At 63.6% G+C, this 19,175-nt stretch carries 16 protein-coding genes; 11 read left to right on the forward strand and 5 right to left on the reverse strand.

The window, feature by feature from the left end:
* Positions 1–21 precede the first annotated feature (21 nt).
* The 6 genes from ACR64R_RS24445 (at position 22) to ACR64R_RS24470 (ending at position 4,846) form a co-directional block, all read left to right on the forward strand.
* Positions 22–906 carry a DMT family transporter gene (locus ACR64R_RS24445; RefSeq protein ID WP_487358811.1) on the forward strand — a complete coding sequence of 295 codons (885 nt, stop codon included), beginning with the start codon at positions 22–24 and terminating at the stop codon, positions 904–906.
* 80 nt (positions 907–986) lie between these two features.
* The gene (locus tag ACR64R_RS24450) at positions 987–2,009 is read left to right on the forward strand and encodes a LacI family DNA-binding transcriptional regulator (protein WP_487362540.1); all 1,023 of its coding nucleotides are present in this window, start codon (positions 987–989) and stop codon (positions 2,007–2,009) included.
* Entirely contained in the window at positions 2,006–2,989 is a 984-nt protein-coding gene (locus ACR64R_RS24455) for a 2-hydroxyacid dehydrogenase (protein ID WP_487358812.1), read from the forward strand. The genes ACR64R_RS24450 and ACR64R_RS24455 overlap by 4 nt, the downstream gene beginning before the upstream one ends.
* Before the next feature lie 20 nt (positions 2,990–3,009).
* Positions 3,010–3,594 carry a hypothetical protein gene (locus ACR64R_RS24460; RefSeq protein ID WP_487358813.1) on the forward strand — a complete coding sequence of 195 codons (585 nt, stop codon included), beginning with the start codon at positions 3,010–3,012 and terminating at the stop codon, positions 3,592–3,594.
* Between the two features lie 83 nt (positions 3,595–3,677).
* Entirely contained in the window at positions 3,678–3,938 is a 261-nt protein-coding gene (locus tag ACR64R_RS24465; protein WP_487358814.1) for a hypothetical protein, read from the forward strand.
* 116 nt (positions 3,939–4,054) lie between these two features.
* Positions 4,055–4,846 (forward strand): outer membrane protein, encoded by a 792-nt coding sequence (locus tag ACR64R_RS24470; RefSeq protein ID WP_487358815.1) that lies wholly within the window; start codon positions 4,055–4,057, stop codon positions 4,844–4,846.
* Between the two features lie 39 nt (positions 4,847–4,885).
* On the opposite strand, the gene ACR64R_RS24475 is transcribed toward ACR64R_RS24470, so the two are convergent.
* Positions 4,886–5,659: a gamma-glutamyl-gamma-aminobutyrate hydrolase family protein gene (locus tag ACR64R_RS24475; RefSeq protein WP_487358816.1), complete on the reverse strand. Its 774-nt coding sequence runs from the start codon at positions 5,657–5,659 to the stop codon at positions 4,886–4,888.
* A gap of 265 nt (positions 5,660–5,924) precedes the next feature.
* Between ACR64R_RS24475 and ACR64R_RS24480 the strand changes: the two genes are divergently transcribed.
* Positions 5,925–7,034, forward strand: a complete 1,110-nt coding sequence (locus ACR64R_RS24480) for a TRAP transporter substrate-binding protein (protein ID WP_487358817.1) — start codon at positions 5,925–5,927, stop codon at positions 7,032–7,034.
* 222 nt (positions 7,035–7,256) lie between these two features.
* Here ACR64R_RS24480 and ACR64R_RS24485 read toward each other — a convergent pair whose 3' ends face one another.
* The 4 genes from ACR64R_RS24485 to ACR64R_RS24500 all read right to left on the reverse strand — a co-directional run bounded on the left by ACR64R_RS24485 (position 7,257) and on the right by ACR64R_RS24500 (position 11,810).
* Positions 7,257–8,285: a zinc-dependent alcohol dehydrogenase family protein gene (locus ACR64R_RS24485; RefSeq protein WP_487358818.1), complete on the reverse strand. Its 1,029-nt coding sequence runs from the start codon at positions 8,283–8,285 to the stop codon at positions 7,257–7,259.
* 12 nt (positions 8,286–8,297) lie between these two features.
* Positions 8,298–10,085, reverse strand: a complete 1,788-nt coding sequence (locus tag ACR64R_RS24490) for a TRAP transporter large permease (protein ID WP_487358819.1) — start codon at positions 10,083–10,085, stop codon at positions 8,298–8,300.
* Complete coding sequence (locus ACR64R_RS24495; RefSeq protein ID WP_487358820.1) at positions 10,082–10,687, reverse strand: TRAP transporter small permease subunit; 606 nt, start codon at positions 10,685–10,687, stop codon at positions 10,082–10,084. Before ACR64R_RS24495 ends, ACR64R_RS24490 begins: the two co-directional genes overlap by 4 nt.
* A 217-nt stretch (positions 10,688–10,904) precedes the next feature.
* Positions 10,905–11,810 (reverse strand): branched-chain amino acid ABC transporter permease, encoded by a 906-nt coding sequence (locus ACR64R_RS24500; RefSeq protein ID WP_487358821.1) that lies wholly within the window; start codon positions 11,808–11,810, stop codon positions 10,905–10,907.
* Positions 11,811–11,905: 95 nt separating this feature from the next.
* Between ACR64R_RS24500 and ACR64R_RS24505 the strand changes: the two genes are divergently transcribed.
* The 4 genes from ACR64R_RS24505 to ACR64R_RS24520 all read left to right on the forward strand — a co-directional run bounded on the left by ACR64R_RS24505 (position 11,906) and on the right by ACR64R_RS24520 (position 19,172).
* A complete protein-coding gene (locus tag ACR64R_RS24505) occupies positions 11,906–12,514 on the forward strand; it encodes a CGNR zinc finger domain-containing protein (RefSeq protein WP_487358822.1) in 609 nt (202 codons plus the stop codon).
* Entirely contained in the window at positions 12,507–13,037 is a 531-nt protein-coding gene (locus ACR64R_RS24510) for a hypothetical protein (protein WP_487358823.1), read from the forward strand. Before ACR64R_RS24505 ends, ACR64R_RS24510 begins: the two co-directional genes overlap by 8 nt.
* A 195-nt stretch (positions 13,038–13,232) precedes the next feature.
* Positions 13,233–16,706: an indolepyruvate ferredoxin oxidoreductase family protein gene (locus ACR64R_RS24515; RefSeq protein WP_487358824.1), complete on the forward strand. Its 3,474-nt coding sequence runs from the start codon at positions 13,233–13,235 to the stop codon at positions 16,704–16,706.
* A gap of 150 nt (positions 16,707–16,856) precedes the next feature.
* Positions 16,857–19,172, forward strand: a complete 2,316-nt coding sequence (locus tag ACR64R_RS24520; RefSeq protein ID WP_487358825.1) for a putative bifunctional diguanylate cyclase/phosphodiesterase — start codon at positions 16,857–16,859, stop codon at positions 19,170–19,172.
* The last annotated feature ends 3 nt before the right edge of the window (positions 19,173–19,175 follow it).

The raw sequence follows: 19,175 nt of genomic DNA on the forward strand, positions 1-19,175 counted from the left end.
CCGCCCGCGGCGATGCTTTTGATGCTTTGCGTCTATGTCTGCTTCACCTTCCTCGACACCTCCAGCAAATATCTGGTGCTGGCCGGCGTCTCGGCGCTGATCGTCGCCTGGACCCGCTTCGCCGTCCATGTGCTGCTGGTAGGTCTTTTCCTGCGCGGCTGGCGCGATCCGGCGCGTTTTCGCGCCAACAACTTGCCGGCGCATATCTTGCGCGGCTGCATGCTTTTCGGCTCGACCATGTTCAACATCCTGGCGCTGAAGACGTTGCAACTGGCCGAGACTACCTCGATCTATTTCTTCGGCCCGATGGTCATCACCGCGCTGGCTGGCCCGCTGCTCGGCGAATGGGCGGGCTGGCGGCGCTGGCTGGCGATCCTCACCGGCTTTGTCGGCGTTATGATCATCACTCGTCCAGGGGTAGGCGTATTCGGCATCGGCCATCTCTTCGCTCTTTGCTCGATGATGTCGAACAGCTTCTACGTCATCATGACGCGGCGCATGTCTTCGACCGAAACATCCGAGAGCCTGATACTGTTCGCGGCGCTTGCGCCGTCGGTCCTGCTGGCGCCGATGCTTGCCTTCTCGCCCGTGCTGCCGCACGGCGGCTTCCAATGGTTCGTCGTGCTGATGCTGGGCGTCTTCGGCGCCGGCGGCCACTATTTGCTGGTCCGGGCCTATCGTCTGGCGACAACCACGCAGTTGGCGCCGTTCCCCTATTCGCAAATGGTGTGGATGATCATATCCGGCTGGCTGGTCTTCCACCAGTTTCCGGACCGCTGGACGTTGCTTGGCGCAGCCATCATCGTTGCAAGCGGCCTCTACATTATCCACCGCGAGCATCGGCTTCGCGTGCGCAACTCCGCCCTGCTCGACACCGAGGCCGAAGCGTTGGCGAAAAAACTTTGATTTGCTTGCGATCGATGGCATAAGGCCGAATTTAAACAATTTAAAACTTGAAATTCAGAGACCCTGGGGAGCGAAGGGCGCTGGCACAGAAGATCAAGCTTTCAACGATCGCGGACGCGCTCGGCGTCTCCACGGCAACGGTATCGCTGGCGCTGCGCGACAGCCCGCTGGTGGCCGGCGCCACGCGCGAGCGCATCAAGGAGCATGCCCGGGCCATCGGTTATATCTACAACCGCCGCGCCGCCTCGCTGCGCACCTCGCGCTCGGGCATCGTCGGCGTCGTCGTGCACGACATCATGAACCCCTTCTTCGCCGAGATCCTGCGTTCGATCGAAAGCGAGCTAGACCGCAGCCGCCAGACCTTCATCCTCTCCAACCACTACGACCAGCTCGAAAAGCAGCGCACCTTCATCGACACGCTGCTGCAGCTGGGCGCTGACGGCGTCATCATGTCCCCGGCCATCGGTACTCCGGCCGGGGACATCATCATGGCCGAGGAAAACGGGCTGCCGGCGGTACTGATCGCGCGCTCCGTTGCTGGCGCCGACGTGCCGGTGTTCCGCGGCGACGACGCCTATGGCACCGCGCTCGCCACCAACCATCTGATCTCGCTCGGCCATAAGCGCATCGCCATGGTCGGCGGCACCGATCAGACCTCGACCGGCCGCGACCGTTACCAGGGCTATCTCAACGCGATGGAGGCGGCCGGCCTGGAGGTGAAGCCGTCCTGGCGCATTCCAGGTCCCCGCACCAAGCAAGCGGGATTCGAGGCCGCGGGCCAGTTCCTGGCGCTGAAGGACAGGCCTACCGCCGCGTGCTGCTGGAATGATCTGGTGGCGATCGGGCTGATGAACGGCATCGCGCGGGCCGGCCTCGTGCCGGGCGTCGATATCTCCGTAACCGGCTATGACGATCTCGAGGAGGCGGCAATCGCGACACCAGCCCTGACCACGGTCTGGAACGGTCAGCGCGAGGTCGGCCGCCGCGCCGCGAGCGCCTTGCTCGACAAATTGAACGGCCAGGCGGTGCGGTCGTCGCAGGAACTTATCAAGCCGGAGTTGCATGTGCGGCAGTCGACCGGCAAGCCGGTGGAGCGTGCATGACCAGGGCCGAGGAAAAATTGCCGGTCGCAATCCTGGTGCCGGGCTATTTCAACGATCATGCCGTCGCCCGCATCGACAAGGCGTTCGAGCTGATCCGGATCGAACGCGCCGATCCGGCGCTGGTGACCGATGAGATGCGCGCCACTGCGCGCGGCATCGCCTGCTACGCAGGGATCAGCGCGGAGCTGATCGACGCGCTGCCCAACCTCGAGATCATTGCCAGCTTCGGCGTCGGCTACGATTCGGTCGACGCCAATCATGCGGCGAAGCGCGGCGTCATGGTGACCAACACGCCCGACGTCCTGAGCGAGGAGGTGGCGGACACCGCCATCGGTCTTTTGATCAACACCGTTCGCGAACTCTACGCCGCGGAGAAATGGCTGCGTGACGGCGATTGGGTGAAGAAGGGCAATTTTCGCCTGAGCCGGCTCACCTTGCGCGGCCGCAGCATCGGCATCTTCGGCATGGGCCGCATCGGCCTTGCCGTCGCCCGTCGCATTGAAGCCTTCGGCCTGCCGGTCGCCTACCACAACCGCCGCAAGGTCGAAGGCGTGGCTTACGAATATCATGCCACCTTGAAAGGTCTGGCCGAAGCCGTCGACACGCTGATCTGCATCGCCCCGGGCGGCGCTGCCACCCAGAAGGCGATCGATGCCGAAATCCTGTCGGCGCTGGGTTCTAACGGCGTCTTGGTCAACATCGGCCGCGGCTCCACGGTGGATGAGGCAGCACTTGCCGCCGCCCTCGAGAGCGGCGCCATCGCCGCCGCCGGGCTCGACGTCTTTGCCGACGAGCCGAACGTGCCGCAGGCCCTGCTCGACGCGCCAAACGCCTCGCTTTTGCCGCACGTCGGATCGGCGTCGGAGCACACCCGCCGCGCCATGGCAGACCTCTGCGTCGACAATCTCGTTGCCTGGTTCACCGAGCGCCGGCCGCTGACGCCGGTGCCTGAGACGGTCGAGGTCAAGGCGCGTGGCTAGCAGGTTGGCGGATCATCGTGGTGAAGCAGCCTGAGAATTCCAGGATAGCCGTCTCTGGTTCCAGCCGCGATCCATTGATTTCCATCCCTTATGCGAAGCCGCCGACCGCCTTTCTCCCGGCGGGTGCCTTCCTGGTGTTCTGGCTCGGAGGATGGGCTTTCGGCGAGATCTCCGTCGTCCGTCAGATAGCAACGACGCCGGCTGACGCCTCCACCGCGTTTCTCGTCTTCTGGCTTTGTGCGTGGACAGTCGCAGGTGGCATGGCCATGCTCATGGTCCGCCGGGTGTTCCAGCGTTCGGTACCGGAGACGCTGAGCCTTGACGCCGGCGGGCTTCTCTACGATTCAGGCACGCCTCCGTTCCGAATGTCATACGGCGTCAGGAGCACGCCTTCGTGGTCTTCCCTGTTTCCAAAACGGACGCAACGCAAGATTGACCGTTCGCAGCTCAACTCGTTGCGGCTTCGCGATGGCGATACACGCAATCGCCTCACCGTCGATGTGGGCGCGGAGAGGGTGGAACTCGCGCGTGATGCGACCGATGTCGAGCGTGAGTGGCTTTTCAAAATGATTGCGGACCGTTATGCGCTGGTCGCGGAGCGATGACGGCCAACCGCCACATTTATTAACGCCCGCTTAACCCTTTGGAATCATGCTGTATACTTCGTTAAGCTTACGGAGTGGCCGGGGTGAAGTTGCTGGCTGGTTTGGTTGCGTCGGTAGCGCTGTTTGGCGCAGTGCAGTTCTTGCATGGCGGTGATGGCCGGGTGTCCCAGGTTGCGCCGTCCAGCACCTACCGCTTGACCGCCAATGGCAACGAAGCCTGCAGTGTCCAGCGCGGAGCATCTGTCTCGGACGGCCTGTCGCGGCTCGAAATTGCTGCGAACTGCGGCAAGCTGATGCCGGGCATCGAGCGCGTGAAGTTCTGGCGCGAACAGACGGATGGCTAGGTCGCGTTCAGCGAGAACGGCGTCGATCCAATCGTCACCTTCAGCGTCGCCGATGGCGACGGCTACGAATCCTACGCGCCGGCCGCGCCGCTTCTGGCTTTGAACAACGACGGCCAGTGACCCCGAGCGTGGTCTTTTTGCAACTTCAGCTAGAAAAATATCCCCGATGCCGGTGCCTGTCTTGGTATTGCACCCTAAGCCAAATAAATTCGGCGCAGCTTTGGGGTGCTCAAATGAAGTCCTTTCTACTCGCTTCGACCATTCTCGCCTTGTTCCCGGCCAGCGCGTTCGCCGCGGACGCGCTTTCGCCTGCTGCTCCCGCAACTTATGAGTGGAGTGGCTTCTATGCCGGTGTCCAGCTCGGTTATGGCTGGGGAAAGGTAGACAGTCACGATTCTGAGATAGCCACTGGCTTTTCCGACTGGGCCGACTCTTGGAACAGCAACGGCGTGCTAGGCGGCATTCATATAGGCTACAACCAGGCTTACGGTCAGTTCGTTCTTGGCGCCGAAGCCGACATCGAAGCCTCGGGAATGAGCGGTTCGGTGGATTCGGAATTTGCCGGCAACATCAAGACCAAGATCGATGTGCAAGGCTCGCTGCGGGCGCGCCTTGGCTATGCGATGGGGCCAGCTCTGCTTTATGCGACAGGCGGTTTGGCGGTTGCCCATTTCGATACCGACTACAATGAGGGCGGAACGAGCGACAGCTCTTCGCATACGAAAGCTGGCTGGACATTGGGTGCAGGTGTCGAATATGCATTCGCACCGAATTGGACGACGCGCGTCGAATATCGCTACAGCGACTTCGGCAAATTCACCGACAATCCGGCGACCGATGGCGGCTTCCTGTATCCGACGCATGTGACCACAAACGCCGTGCGGGTCGGCTTCAGCTACAAGTTCTGACCTGAGTGGCGAAAGGCGGCGCTTGAAGCGCCGCCACTTCTATTCTGCCGCTGCACGTGCGCCGGCCTTTGTTGCTGCGTGCATGCGCACGGCATCGCCGAAAGCCCTGAAAATCTTGGCGGAATTGCTGTCCGACTTCACCCAGTATTCAGGGTGCCATTGAACGCCGACCGCGAAGGCCCGGGCGTCCTTGACCGAAACCGCTTCGATGGTGCCGTCCGTGGCCAAAGCCTCCACTTGCAGTTTCGAGCCGAGCCGCTCGATCCCTTGCCGGTGGAGGGAGTTGACCTTGATGTCGCCAGCGCCGAACACGCCTGCAAGGCAACTGCCTGGCTTGATCGAGATCGTCTGGTGGATGGCGAAGCGCTCGTCCTGAATATCGCTTGCAGGGGCCCGGTGGTCGAGCGAGCCCTCGCGCTCCTGTATTTCGGTGCCCAGCGTGCCGCCCAGCGCCACGTTGAGCTCCTGGATGCCGCGGCAAATCGCAAGCAGCGGCACGCCACGTTCGAGCGCTTTTCGGATCAGCGGCAACGTGGTGGAATCGCGTGCTGCATCGTAGGGCCCATTGGCCTCGCTCGCATCGCCATCGTAGAGCGACGGGTGAACGTTCGATTTCGAACCGGTCAGCATCACGCCGTCGACCGAGGACAGCAGTTCATCGAGATCGAGTCGGTCGCCGAAGGACGGCACCAGCAGAGGGAACACGCCGGCGCCTGCGATCGCCGCTTCGAGGTATTGCTGGGGCGCGGCGTGCCAGGTGTAATTGTCGAACTGGCGGACGTCGGTCGAGACTGCGACGAGCGGCTGCTGCATTTTGGGTCTGGTTTCCATCAGGCCAAGGATTTCTTCTGCCTGCAAAATAAGCGATCCGTCGCGGCTTTTCCATGGCAAGTTTACGTGCCGCACATGGGCCAGGGACGACGGCTTTAGACTATAGTTGCAGATGGGGGCTGTATGGCGGCAACCTTTGCCGCGGCGCTGGACTCGACTTCTTGCCCGTGTATGTTTCTCGCCAACCGATCCGGGGTGATGAGGATGCCCTGACATCGGTCAGCTCATCCGCAAGGGAGGAAACTGCATGGATCGTCGTTCATTCATCCGCAAGGCCGGTGCATCCGGCGTGGGCGCCGCGGCAGCCGCGGCGGCACTTGCCACGCCCGCAATTGCCCAGTCCAACCCGAAAGTCACCTGGAGGCTGGCATCGTCCTTCCCGAAGTCGCTCGACACGATCTATGGCGGCGCTGAGGTCTTCTCCAAGATGCTGTCCGAAGCGACCGACGGTAATTTCCAGATTCAGGTTTTCGCCGCTGGCGAACTGGTGCCCGGCCTGCAGGCGGCCGACGCCACCGCCGCCGGCACCGTCGAGGCCTCCCACACGGTGGCTTACTATTACTGGGGCAAGGATCCGACCTGGGCGCTGGGCGCCGCCGTGCCCTTCTCGCTCAACGCGCGCGGCATGAACGCCTGGCACTATCATGGCGGCGGCATCGATTTGTTCAATGAATTCCTCGGAGCGCAAGGGTTGTTCGGCCTGCCCGGCGGCAACACCGGCGTTCAGATGGGCGGCTGGTTCCGCAAGGAAATCAACAGCGTTGCCGATCTGTCCGGCCTCAAGATGCGCATCGGCGGCTTTGCCGGCAAGGTCATCGAGAGGCTCGGCGTGGTGCCGCAGCAGATCGCCGGCGGCGACATCTACCCGGCGCTCGAAAAGGGCACCATCGACGCCGCCGAATGGGTCGGCCCCTATGACGACGAGAAGCTCGGCTTCTACAAGGTCGCTCCCTACTACTATTATCCCGGGTGGTGGGAGGGCGGCCCGACCGTCCACCTGCTGTTCAACAAGGCGAAATACGAGGAGCTTTCGCCGACCTACAAATCGCTGCTGCGCACCGCGGCGCAGGCGGCGGACGCCAACATGCTGCAGAAATACGACTATGTGAATCCGCCGGCAGTGCGGCGGCTCGTGGCCGGCGGCGCGAAGCTCAGGCCGTTCAGCCAGGAGATCATGGCGGCCTGCTTCGACAAGGCCAACGAGGTCTATGCCGAGATGGAATCCAACAATGCGCCGTTCAAGAAGATCTGGGAGTCGATCAAGGCCTTCCGCAAGGAGCACTATCTCTGGGCCCAGGTCGCCGAATACAATTACGACACCTTCATGATGGTGCAGCAGCGCAACAACAAGCTGTAGGCCGGTCTGGCGCACCTTACTCAAGGACCTCGGTCAATTGACCGAGGTCCTTTCCATCTCAAGCGGTTTGGAGCGCTATGACCGCAGGCGCAACGACGGGGGCGTACTGAGCACAGATTTGTACCGCGTGAATCGCGTGATCCATACCGCTGCCACAGAGCTCAATCCGACGATGATTATCCTGGACGTTGTCTTTGAGCGGCCTGTCGATAGCGCAACTGATCAGCCTCCGCCCGGCACCACCAGCACCTTGACCTCGCCCGGCGTCGGCGGGCTGGCGATCACCTGAGGCGCCTCCTCTAGGCTGACCTGCTTGGAAATCAGCTTGTCGATCTCGATCGCGCCCGAGGCGATCAGCTGAGCCGCCCTTCCATGCGTGAACGGGTTGAGGAAGGAACCCAGCACCTTCAATTCCCGGAACAGAAGGTCGAACGGCTCGACTTCCACCTTCATGCCTTGCGGCACCACGCCGACGATGACGACCGTGCCGCCGGCCCTTGCCATCCGCATCGACTGCTCGACCGTGTCGCGCACCCCGGCGCATTCCAGCACCACGTCGACGCCGCCGGGCGCCAGGCCATTCGGGCCGGCGACGGCCGCGATCGGGTCGCCGGCGCCCGGATCGATCGTCGCGGTCGCGCCGAGTTCCGCGGCAAGCGCGCGGCGCGAAGCCTGCCTGGTAGATAGGATGATGGTCGCCGCGCCGGCAAGCTTGGCCAACTGAACGACGAGCAGGCCGATGACGCCGCCGCCAAGCACCGCGACCGAAGCACCCGGCCTGATCGCGGCAAGGTCGACGCCGTGCAGGCAGCAGGCGAGCGGCTCGCAGAAGGCGCCATGCGTCGGCTTGAGTTTTGCCGGCAGCTTGAACGCCTGCTTGTGCGGCATCAGCACATAATCGGCAAAGCCGCCATCGCGGTGGATGCCGATGGCGCGCAAATTGCTGCAGAGATTGACGCGGCCGGCATGGCAATGAGCGCAGCGCCCGCAGGCGATGTTGGGATCGCCGGTGACACGGTCGCCGATGGCAATGCTCGATACCGCCGCGCCGACGGCTTCGACGATGCCCGAGAATTCATGGCCGAGCGTCACCGGCGGCGTGCAGGGAAACTCGCCATGGAAAAGGTGCCGGTCCGTGCCGCAGACGCCGCAGGCCTCGATCCGCACCAGGACATCTTCCGGTCCCGGCGAAGGCTTTTCCACCTCGCTAAGCGCGATGTTGCCGATTGCTTCCAGCCGAACGGCTCTCATGACGCGGTTCCCTCAATTGAAACTCGGTGGCTTCGAAAGGTCCGGCGCCGGCGCCGCCGGCTTGGCAGGCGCCGTGTCGCCGAAATTTGGCGGCTGCGACAGGTCGGGCGAGCCGGGCGCCGCCGGCGCGCCAGCCGGAGCCGCGCCATTGTCCGCCGGCGTCGTGCCGAGCGGCGACAGCGACGGCATGTCGGGCAGCTTCAGGTCGATGGTGCTGGGCTCCACCGCGGCGCCCTTGTAGCGCATCACCATTTGCGGGAAGGCGATGGTGAGCGCGATCATGATCACCTGGATGCAGACGAATGGCACGGCACCCCAATAGATCTGCCCGGTGGTGACCGGCGCAACCTGCTTGCCGGTGATCCTGTCGAGGTAGGGCACGCGGGCCGCGACCGAGCGCAGGTAGAACAGCGCGAAGCCGAAGGGCGGATGCATGAAGCTGGTCTGCATGTTGACGCCGAGCAGCACGCCAAACCAGATCAGGTCGATGCCGAGCTTGTCGGCGGCCGGCGCCAGCAGCGGCACGATGATGAAGGCGAGCTCGAAGAAATCGAGGAAGAAGGCGAGCACGAAAACCAGGATGTTGACGCCGATCAGGAAGCCGGTCTCGCCGCCGGGCAGCGAAGTCAGCAGATGCTCGACCCAGATATGGCCGTTGACGCCGTAGAAGGTCAGCGAAAACACACGCGCGCCGATCAGGATGAACAGCACGAAGGACGAAAGCCTGGTCGTCGAGGCCAGCGCCTGCTTGATGACGTCGAGCGACAGCCGACCCTTGGCCGCCGCCATGATCAAGGCTCCAACGGAGCCCATGGCGCCGCCCTCGGTCGGCGTCGCTATGCCGAGGAATATGGTGCCCAGAACCAGGAAGATCAGCGCCAGCGGCGGGATCAGCACGATCACCACCTGCTGCGCCAGCTTCGACATGATATTGATGTTCAGCCGCTTATCGGCGATCGCGACGATATAGATTACGATCACGCCGACAGTGGCGCCAAGTATGTCTGCATTGTCGCCATGGGTCGGCGCGAGATAGCGGTACGCCGCGTAGGAGATCGCGCCCGCGACCAGCAGGGCGACGACCAGCGACACGACGCCATGGCCCAGCGTGCGCGCCTCGAGCGGCAATGCCGGCATCGAATTCGGCCGGACGATCGACATGATCAGGATGTAGAGCATGTAGATGCTGGTGAGCACGAGGCCGGGGATCAGCGCGCCGGCATACATGTCGCCGACCGAGCGGCCGAGTTGGTCGGCAAGCACGATCAGCACCAGCGAGGGTGGGATGATCTGCGCCAGCGTGCCGGAGGCGGCTATCACGCCTGAGGCGAGCCTGCGGTCATAGCCGTAGCGCAGCATGATCGGCAGCGAGATCAGTCCCATGGCGATCACGGAAGCCGCCACGACGCCGGTGGTGGCTGCAAGCAGCGCGCCCACGAAGATGACCGCATAGGCGAGGCCGCCGCGGATCGGCCCGAACAACTGGCCGATCGTATCGAGCAGGTCCTCGGCCATGCCGGATCGTTCGAGCACGATGCCCATGAAGGTGAAGAAGGGTATCGCCAGCAGCGTGTCGTTGGACATCACCCTGGTGCCATAGAAATTGTCGGGCAGCGCATGCAGCAACGGCCAGGCGAGGTTGATCGACCCGCCGGAATAGGGCGAGACCAGCACGCCGATGAAGAAGAAAAGCAATCCGTTCGCGGCGAGCGAAAAGGCGACGGGATAACCGATCAAAAGGAAAATGATCAACGAGGCGAACATGATCGGCGCCATGTTCTGCGCGATGAATTCGATCATGGGCGGACCTCGCCCGCGAACGCCTTGGCTTCTTCCGCGAGCGCCTTCGCTTCGAGCTCGGCCTGTTCATGCGCCGATATGAAGGGGTTGGGATCGTCCATGTCGCCGCGCATGATGGCGACCTTCTTGATGATCTCGGAAACCCCTTGCAGTGCGAGCAGGAAGAAGCCGGCGAGCAGGATCGCCTTTGCGGGCCAGACGATCAGGCCGCCGGCATTGGTCGACATCTCGCCGCTGCGGACCGACAGCGACACGTAAGGGACGAAATAGATCACCATCAGCACGACGAAAGGCATCAGGAAGAAGAGGTGGCCGAGCAGGTCGATCCAGTGCTGCACGCGCCGCGAAAACATGCCGTAGACGATGTCGATGCGGATATGGTCGTTCTGCTTCAGCGTGTAGGCGGCGGCCAGCATGAAGGCGGCGCCGAACAAGTACCATTGCAGCTCGAGCCAGGCATTGGAGGAGGTGTCGAATACCTTGCGGATGATGGCATTGCCCGCGCTCACCAGGACCGCGAGCAGGATCAGCCAGGAGACCCAGCGGCCGATGAACTCGTTGATGCGGTCGATCGTCCTGGATAGAGCGAGCAGCCCTGCCATGCATATCCTCCCTGGCCTTGCGGTGCGCCCGATTCCCCCTCCGGTGTCGCGCCGCTTGGCCCAACGGTATGCAGTGCGTGGTCCGGTTGGTCAACCTGACAAAGCCGCGGCAAACGGATCAGCACGCCGGACAGCGGCGGAATGTCGCCGCTTGACGATGCGTCATGCAACGAAAGTCTTGGGCAACGAAATCTTGGGGGCAACGAAAGTCTTGAGTTCAGGCGATCTTGGCCTGGTCGCGTCCGGCGCCGATCAGCACCAGCATTGCGACGAGGAAGAGGTAGATCCAGGCGTCACGCCATTCGAGCGGGAAGTAGCCGGCCCAGAGCGATTCCGCCATGCCGAAGGCCGCGGCGCCCAGTGCCGCCTTGAGCGGCGACAGATAGCCGCCGACTGCCGTCACGAACAGGATCTTGAGGCCGTAGACCAGACCGGTGCCGAAGCTGACATTGCCGTAATAGAGACCGGCAAGCACGCCCGCCAAAGCCGCGCAGAAGCCGCCGAACAGAACGGCGCGGCGGAACACCGCGCGCACATCGACGCCACACATTGCCGCCGCTTTCGGATCGTCGGAAACGGCGCGCCAGGCGCGGCCGAAATGCGAATGCGAAAACAGCCAGGCCGCCAGCGCCACCATCGCGATCACACAAGCGCAATCGAGCAGTTGGATGACGGTGAGCGTGACCTTGAAGCCGTCACCCTCGGCGAAAATGACGGGATTGGCCAGCATCGGCGGCAGCCACAGATCATGCGTGTCGGCGGCGATGCGGCTGGCTTCCGACAGGAAGATCAGGATGCCGAGCGTCGTCACCACGATGGCGTTGGGCGAGCGACCGGCCAGCCTCTCGAACACGCTGCGCGACAGGACATGGCTGATCAGCGCCGCGTAGAGCAGGGCCGCGGCCACCCCGAGCGCCACCGAGGCGGCGAGGGTGAGCCATAGCGCCTGGTAGCCGAAGGCCGCGGTCAGGATCATCGTCTGGCCGCAGAAGGCGAACAGCCCGCCATAGGCCAGATTGGTGCGATGCAGGATCCCGTTGGTCAGCACATAGCCGAAAGCAAGCAGCGCGTAGAGCGCGCCCGAATGCAGCCCGTTCAGCACCTGCTGGAAGAAATAGAGCATGCGGCATCCCTAGGATCGTACACCCTGACCTTCAGACGGACCGTTACATTCGGAATCTAACTTGTCAAACGCGTTTTATCGGTTAGATTTCGTTCATGGCAGTCTCTTGGACCCCACATCGCTTTACCGGTGGCATCCTTGCGCTCGACACGGCGAACACCGTGGTCCTGCGCGACGATCCGGAAAAGACTTTCGACCGTTTCGACGATCCCGCCGAGATCGCCCGCTTCGCCGAGGCGGCCAGCGGTTTCCGCGCCACTGAACTCGGCGGCCGGCGGCTGGAGGCGCCGGACCCGGGCCACATAAAGCCCGCTGTCATTGCCATCCGCGAGACGACCGATCGTCTGTTCCGCCATGCCGTGTCGAAAGGCGCCATCGCCGCCGGGCTCTTGCGGGGTTTCCTGATGGCGTGCGCGGAAGGGCTGTCGGACGGCGCTGCCGAAATCGGCGCCCCCGGTCGGCCCTTCGGCGATCCGGCGACTCCGATGGCCTTCGAGGCGGCGCTCGCCGTGTCGGCGCTTTCGCTTCTGCGCGACGACACCGTCGCGAGGCTCAGGATATGTCCCAATTGCAGCTGGCTGTTCCTCGACCGCAGCCGCAACTCCAGTCGTCTCTGGTGCGACATGGCCGTCTGCGGCAACCGGCAGAAGGCCAATCGTTATTATCGACGCCGCACGGCGGCGAGGGAGATCAGCAATGCCTGAGAGGTTCTCGCGTTCGATCGTCGTTTGCATCGCCCTGATTGGCGCGTTGGCGCTCGGCGCCTGCCGCGACACGGGCAAGGACCAGCTTTTCGCCATCTCTGGCAAGCTGTTCGAGTTCAACTATCGCCTGGCCATCGCAACCTATGTCATCACGCTGAAGCCGCTGCGGCCGATGGAGGAGGGTCAGGTGGCGGTCGTGAGCTTCCAGAACCCGGCAGGCGGCGCCCCCATCATCGTCAACCAGAAGATCTGGCCGAAGCTGCCCCACATAACGCTGACCAGCCCACCCCTTACCTGCGTGGTCAAGGACAAGCCCTATGCCGTCTCGATCCGAATCGAGGATTCGAGCGGCACGCTGCTGCAGAGCATCGACACCACGATGACCTCGTCCGAGGACCAGACGATGCTACCGGACCGGCCGCTGGTGATAGGGCCAAACTACGAGCTCAACCCGGACCTCGCCGGCCATCCTGACGGCAAGCTGCCCGGGGATCTGAAGCCGGATTGCTCGAAGGCGACCTGAGCCGCGAATCTCTGGTCCTCACAAAGCGGTTAGCATGATCTTGCGTGCGCCGCCGGCCGCTCGCCAGACCGTCTGTTGCGTGTTATCTGGCTCCTGCGATTTTGTTTGACCTCTCCGCCAAGGGAAGAAAGACTGCGGCGTCCCACTCCGACGCTGGCTGCCTGATTTGAGGCGCCTCCGTAGAGGAAATACCTGATGACGCTGCACGACGTCGCGCTCGACGACAAGTTCGACCTTGGCAAGGAGCGAGTCTTCCTGTCCGGCGCCCAGGCCGTCGTGCGCATGCTTTTGATGCAGCGCGAGCGCGACCGCCGCGCCGGCCTCAACACAGCGGGCTTCGTTTCCGGCTATCGCGGCTCTCCGCTGGGCGGCCTCGACATGCAGCTGTGGCGGGCGAAAAAACAGCTCGCGCAATCCGACATTGTCTTCCAGCCGGGCCTCAACGAGGAACTCGCCGCCACCGCCTGCTGGGGTTCGCAGCAGACCGAATTGCTGGGCGAGGGCACGCATGATGGCGTTTTTTCGCTCTGGTACGGCAAGGGCCCGGGGGTCGATCGGTCCGGTGACGTCTTCCGCCACGCCAATCTTGCCGGCTCGTCGAAACATGGCGGCGTGCTTGCCCTGATGGGCGACGACCATATGGCCGAATCCTCGACCAATGCGCACGCAACCGAATTCCTGTTCGTCGACACCATGGTGCCGATCCTCAATCCGGCCGGCGTCCAGGAGATCATCGATTATGGCCTCTACGGCTTTGCCATGTCGCGCTTCGCCGGCACCTGGGCGGCGATCAAATGCGTCAAGGACAACATCGAATCGACGGCGTCGGTCGACGCTTCGATCGAGCGCCTCAACATCGTCATTCCCGAATTCGACATGCCGCCGGGCGGTCTGAACATCCGCCACGAGATCGACATGCTCGGGCAGGAAGAGCGGCTGCATGAATACAAGCGCGCCGCCGCTTCGGCATTCATCCAGGCGAACGCCCTGAACCGCATCGTCTATTCCGGCGGCCGTAAGCCGAAGCTTGGCGTCATCACCATCGGCAAGAGCTATCTCGACGTCCGCCAGGCGCTCGAGGATATCGGCATAGATGAGGAGGTCGCGAACCGCATCGGCATCCGCCTGTTCAAGGTCGGCTGCCCCTGGCCGCTCGACTATCAGCATATCGCCGAATTTGCCCGCGGCCTCGACACCATCGTTGTCGTTGAGGAAAAGCGCTCGCTGATCGAGGTGCAACTGCGCGAGAACCTCTACGGCACCGCCGCACAGCCGGCCATCGTCGGCAAGAAGGACGAGCGCGGCGACTGGCTGTTTCCGGCCAAAGGCGCGCTCGACCCCAACGAGATCGCCATCGCGCTCGGCGAGCGGATCCTGCGCACCATCGGCCCGTCGGAGGAGATCGCGGCGCGCGTGGCGAAGCTGCGCCAGTTCCAGGCGATGCTCGCCGACACCTTCGATATCGGATCGCGCACGCCTTTCTTCTGCTCGGGCTGCCCACATAATTCGTCCACCAAGGTGCCGGACGGCTCGCTGGCCGCCGCCGGCATCGGCTGCCATTTCATGGCGCTGTGGATGGACAGGAATACGGTCGGTTTCACGGCGATGGGCGGCGAGGGCGCGCAATGGGTCGGCCAGGCGCCGTTCTCCAAACGCGACCACATCTTCCAGAATCTCGGCGACGGCACCTACAACCACTCGGGCGCGCTGGCGATCCGCTTCGCGCTGTCCTCCGGCGCCAACATCACCTACAAGATCCTCTACAACGATGCCGTCGCCATGACCGGCGGCCAGCCGCATGAAGGCGGGCTCACCGTCGACATGATCGCCAGACAAGTGCGTGCCGAGGGCGTCGACCGCATCGCCGTCGTCACCGACGAGCCCGGCAAATATGCCGGCAAGGCCGATTTCCCGGCCGGCATAACCGTCCATCACCGCGACGATCTCGACCTTGTCCAGCGCGAGTTGCGCGACGTGAAAGGCGTCTCGGTGCTTCTCTATGACCAGACCTGCGCCGCCGAAAAGCGCCGTCGCCGCAAGCGCGGCACCTTCCCAGATCCGGACAAGCGCGTCTTCATCAACGAATTGGTCTGCGAGGGCTGCGGCGATTGCGGCGTGCAGTCGAACTGCGTCTCGATCCAACCGGTGGAGACCGAATTCGGCCGCAAGCGCCGGATTGACCAATCGAGCTGCAACAAGGATTTTTCCTGCCTCAACGGCTTCTGCCCGTCTTTCGTCACCGTGCATGGCGGCAAGATCAGGAAGGCCGAGGGCATCGCCGGCAGGGCCGATCCCCTGGACGGCGTGCCGGTGCCGGCCGAGTTCCGCATGGGCAACCAAGGCTGGGCGGCGATCATCGACGGCGTCGGCGGCACCGGCGTCGTCACCGTCGGCGCGGTGCTCGGCATGGCCGCGCATCTGGAAGGCAAGGGCTGCGGCATGATCGACATGGCGGGCCTTGCCCAGAAGGGCGGCTCGGTCTTCACCCATGTCCGCATTGCGCCCACGCCCGAGGATATCCACGCCATTCGCGTTTCGGCCGGCAAGGCCGACCTCGTGCTCGGCTGCGACCTCGTCGTTTCCGGCGCCAAGAAGGTGCTGGGCGCGGTCCGCGAGGGCCACACGATCTTCCTTGCCAATACCGCCGAGATCATGCCCGGCGAATTCACCCGGTCGGCCGACTTCTCGCTGCCGGTCGAGCGGCTGAAGAAGGCGATCCTGGCGGCGGCCGGCGACGAAAAGGCCCACTTCTTCGACGCTACCCGCACGGCAACCGCCTTGTTCGGCAATTCGCTCGGCGCCAACATGTTCATGCTTGGCTTCGCCTTCCAGCACGGCGGCCTGCCGCTTTCGGCCGAAGCCGTTGAAAAGGCGATAGAATTGAACGGCGAAGCGGTGGCGATGAATATAGCCGCTTTCCGTTGGGGCCGCCGCGCTGCGCATCAGCCCGATTTCGTGCGGAGCCTGGTCGCCCAGACGGGCAAGCCGGCGCCAAAAACCGCCGAGACGCTGGATGACGTCATCGCCCGCCGCGTCGCTTTCCTCACCGCCTACCAGAATGTCGCCTACGCCAGGCGCTACGCCGACCGCGTGGCGACGCTGCGCGCCGTCGAAGCGAGGGCGGTGCCCGGCTCGACCGAGGTGACGGAGGCCGTCGCCAGGAATCTCTTCAAGCTGATGGCGATAAAGGACGAGTACGAGGTGGCGCGCCTCTACACCGACGGCACTTTCGCCGCCGACCTCGCCAAGCAGTTCCAGAGCTACGAGAAGCTCGAGTTCCATCTCGCTCCGCCGATCCTCGGCCGGCGCGGCAATGACGGCAAGCCCAGGAAATCGAGCTTCGGCCCGTGGATGATGAAGGGCTTCCGGCTCCTGGCGGCGATGAGGAGCCTGCGCGGAACCGCGTTCGATCTTTTCGGCTACACGGCCGAACGGCGCATGGAGCGGCAACTGCTGAGAGAGTACGAAGCCGATCTCGACCTCATCGCGGCCGCGCTGGCGCCGGGTCGGGTGGAGGCCGCGACGGCCCTTGCCTCAGTGCCGGCCCTCATCCGCGGCTATGGTCATGTCCGGCAGGCCGGCGCCGCGAAAGCGGCAGGCGAGCGCTCGCGGTTGATCGAACGGTTGAACCAGGCCCCGGCAGAGCCGTCGCTTCGGGCGGCGGAGTGATCGCCGCCGCCGCGTTTACGGGGCGCCAATCCCCCTGAATTTCCCTATCCGTCCCGCTTGCCACAACCCTCGGCAACCGGGATGGGGCGCCGTTCTAAGCCTTTCTTAAGGCGGCTGTGGCATGACAAGGCGTAGTGTTGGGCCAACGGCATGGGTAGAACAAAGACCGAGAACATCCCGGCGGATGTTTATATCCAGTTTGTGCGGTCGTTGTTCGACAACGCGCACATGCTGGTGATCGGCGGCGTTTGCTACTGGATTCTCGGGTTCATGATTTATTGGCGGACGCACAATCCGCTGTTTCTGATCTTCTCTTTCGGTCTGCTCTCCATCAGCCTTTTCCGTTACTCCGGCATACGCGCTTTCCTGAAAGCGGGTGGCACCATAGCCAATGTCGAGGAGGCCCGGCGGTGGGAGCGCAACTACATCCTCAAGGGCAGCTTGCAGGGCCTTGGGCTTGGCTCGCTGTGCTTCATATCGATCTACGTTTATCCCGATCCCTTCGCCGAGCTGGCCGCGACGTCGCTGACGATCGCGACCCTGGTCACGGTTGTCGGCCGCAACTACGGCTCGCCGCAGATGGTGCGGATCTTCTCCGTGACTTTCATCGGCCCGGCGGCGCTCGGGCTTCTGTTGCGCATGGATATCCCGTCGGTCCTGCTCGGCCTGATGATCATCCCGCTGACATTCATCACCATCAACAGCGCCGACCATGTCCGCAACGTGCTGTTCTCCGCCGTCATCGGTCACAAGCAGGCCAAGAACCTGACGCGCCGGTTCGATCGCGCGCTCAACACCATGTCGCACGGCCTGGTCATGCTGGGCCCCGACGCGCGCGTCGCGGTGGCCAATGCCGAGGCCGCGCGCCTGATGTCGCTGAAATCGGGCGATGCCCTGCTTGGACGCTCGATCCATGGCCTGTTGATGCGCGGCGTCGCCGGCGGCATGCTGGCGCCGAAGGACTGCCGCTACATCGAGGCGCAGCTCACGCGCGCGCTCCGCGAAGGCCGTGACCGAAAGGTGCTGGTCTCCTTGGCCAACGGCCAGCACTATGAATTCTCCGCCCGCGAAGGCAGTCAGGAACTGGGCGTCATTACCTTCGAGGACGTGACGGCCCGCGTCGAGGCGGAGGAAAAGATCCGCTTCATGGCGCGCTACGATAATCTGACCGGCCTGCCTAACCGCGCATACTTTCACGAACTGGTCGGCGAGGCGATGGCTTCCGGCGACCAGGATCGGCTCTGCGGCCTCGCTGTGCTCGATCTCGACGACTTCAAGAGTGTCAACGACACGCTTGGCCATCCGGTCGGCGACGGGCTGATCTATGCCGTGGCCGAGCGTCTCGCGGCGATCGCCGGACCGGGCATCACGGTCAGTCGCTTCGGCGGCGACGAGTTCATGGTCTTCTTCGACCGTGTCGAGGACGAGAGCCATCTCAGCACGTTGCTCGACCAGATATTCGCGGACCTGCAGGGCGAGGTGGACGTTGCCGGCCACGGGTTGCGCATCCAGGCCAGCGGCGGCGCGGTGCTGTCCAGGGTCAAGGACACCGATGTAGACGCCATGATCGTCAAGGCGGACCTTGCTCTCTATAAGGCCAAGGAACTCGGCAAGAACAGCTGGCGGCTGTTCGAGGCGGCCATGGATGCCGCGTTCCGCAATCGCCAGCTGATGAAGGCTGATCTGCGCAACGCCGTGCAGGCGAGGGAATTGCGTGTCGTCTATCAGCCGATCGTGGCCGTCAGCACCATGCGCATCGCCAGTTGCGAGGCGCTCTGCCGTTGGGATCACCCCGATCTCGGCCCGATCTCACCCAGTGTCTTCATCCCCTTGGCCGAGGAGATGGGTATCGTTTCAGACATCAGCACTTTCGTGCTGGAGGCCGCTTGCACCGAATGCGCCAAATGGCCGGCCCAGACCAGCGTCTCGGTCAACCTCTCGGCCAAGGACTTCCGCAATCGCGATATCGTCCAGAAGGTCCGGGAGGCCCTGGCCAAGTCCGGCCTTGCGGCGCACCGGCTCGAAATAGAGGTTACCGAGACCGCCCTGCTCGACGACAAGTCGCTGACGCGCGAGTCGATCGAGGAATTGAAGGCGCTGGGCGCACGCATCGCGCTCGACGATTTCGGGACCGGTTATTCCAGCCTGAGCTATCTTCACAAGCTGCCACTGGACAAGATCAAGATCGACCGCTCTTTCCTGATCGATTTGAATCAGAACCGGCGGTCGCTCGATCTCCTCAAGGGCATCGTCAGCCTGTCGCGGACATTGGGCCTTTCCGTAACCATCGAAGGAGTCGAGACCTTCGAGCAGTTGAAGACGCTGGTCCATCTGGTCAAGCCGGACTTCGTGCAGGGCTTCCTCTTCGGCGCCGCGCTCAGCGCGTCGGGCATCGAGACGATGTCGAGCGTCACATGGCCATTCGCCGCGGACCTTCACATCGCCGGCAAACGGACGGCCGGGTAACGC

The organism is Mesorhizobium sp. MC2-1-1 (assembly GCF_057597255.1).

Excerpts from the sequence above, each read along its gene's own strand:
- ACR64R_RS24490 (WP_487358819.1), bottom strand. The coding sequence starts at position 10,085 with ATGATCGAATTCATCGCGCAGAACATGGCGCCGATCATGTTCGCCTCG.
- ACR64R_RS24500 (WP_487358821.1), bottom strand. The coding sequence starts at position 11,810 with ATGCTCTATTTCTTCCAGCAGGTGCTGAACGGGCTGCATTCGGGCGCG.
- ACR64R_RS24510 (WP_487358823.1), top strand. The coding sequence starts at position 12,507 with ATGCCTGAGAGGTTCTCGCGTTCGATCGTCGTTTGCATCGCCCTGATT.
- ACR64R_RS24485 (WP_487358818.1), bottom strand. The coding sequence starts at position 8,285 with ATGAGAGCCGTTCGGCTGGAAGCAATCGGCAACATCGCGCTTAGCGAG.
- ACR64R_RS24505 (WP_487358822.1), top strand. The coding sequence starts at position 11,906 with ATGGCAGTCTCTTGGACCCCACATCGCTTTACCGGTGGCATCCTTGCG.
- ACR64R_RS24515 (WP_487358824.1), top strand. The coding sequence starts at position 13,233 with ATGACGCTGCACGACGTCGCGCTCGACGACAAGTTCGACCTTGGCAAG.
- ACR64R_RS24495 (WP_487358820.1), bottom strand. The coding sequence starts at position 10,687 with ATGGCAGGGCTGCTCGCTCTATCCAGGACGATCGACCGCATCAACGAG.
- ACR64R_RS24520 (WP_487358825.1), top strand. The coding sequence starts at position 16,857 with ATGGGTAGAACAAAGACCGAGAACATCCCGGCGGATGTTTATATCCAG.
- ACR64R_RS24480 (WP_487358817.1), top strand. The coding sequence starts at position 5,925 with ATGGATCGTCGTTCATTCATCCGCAAGGCCGGTGCATCCGGCGTGGGC.
- ACR64R_RS24475 (WP_487358816.1), bottom strand. The coding sequence starts at position 5,659 with ATGCAGCAGCCGCTCGTCGCAGTCTCGACCGACGTCCGCCAGTTCGAC.
- ACR64R_RS24445 (WP_487358811.1), top strand. The coding sequence starts at position 22 with ATGCTTTGCGTCTATGTCTGCTTCACCTTCCTCGACACCTCCAGCAAA.
- ACR64R_RS24455 (WP_487358812.1), top strand. The coding sequence starts at position 2,006 with ATGACCAGGGCCGAGGAAAAATTGCCGGTCGCAATCCTGGTGCCGGGC.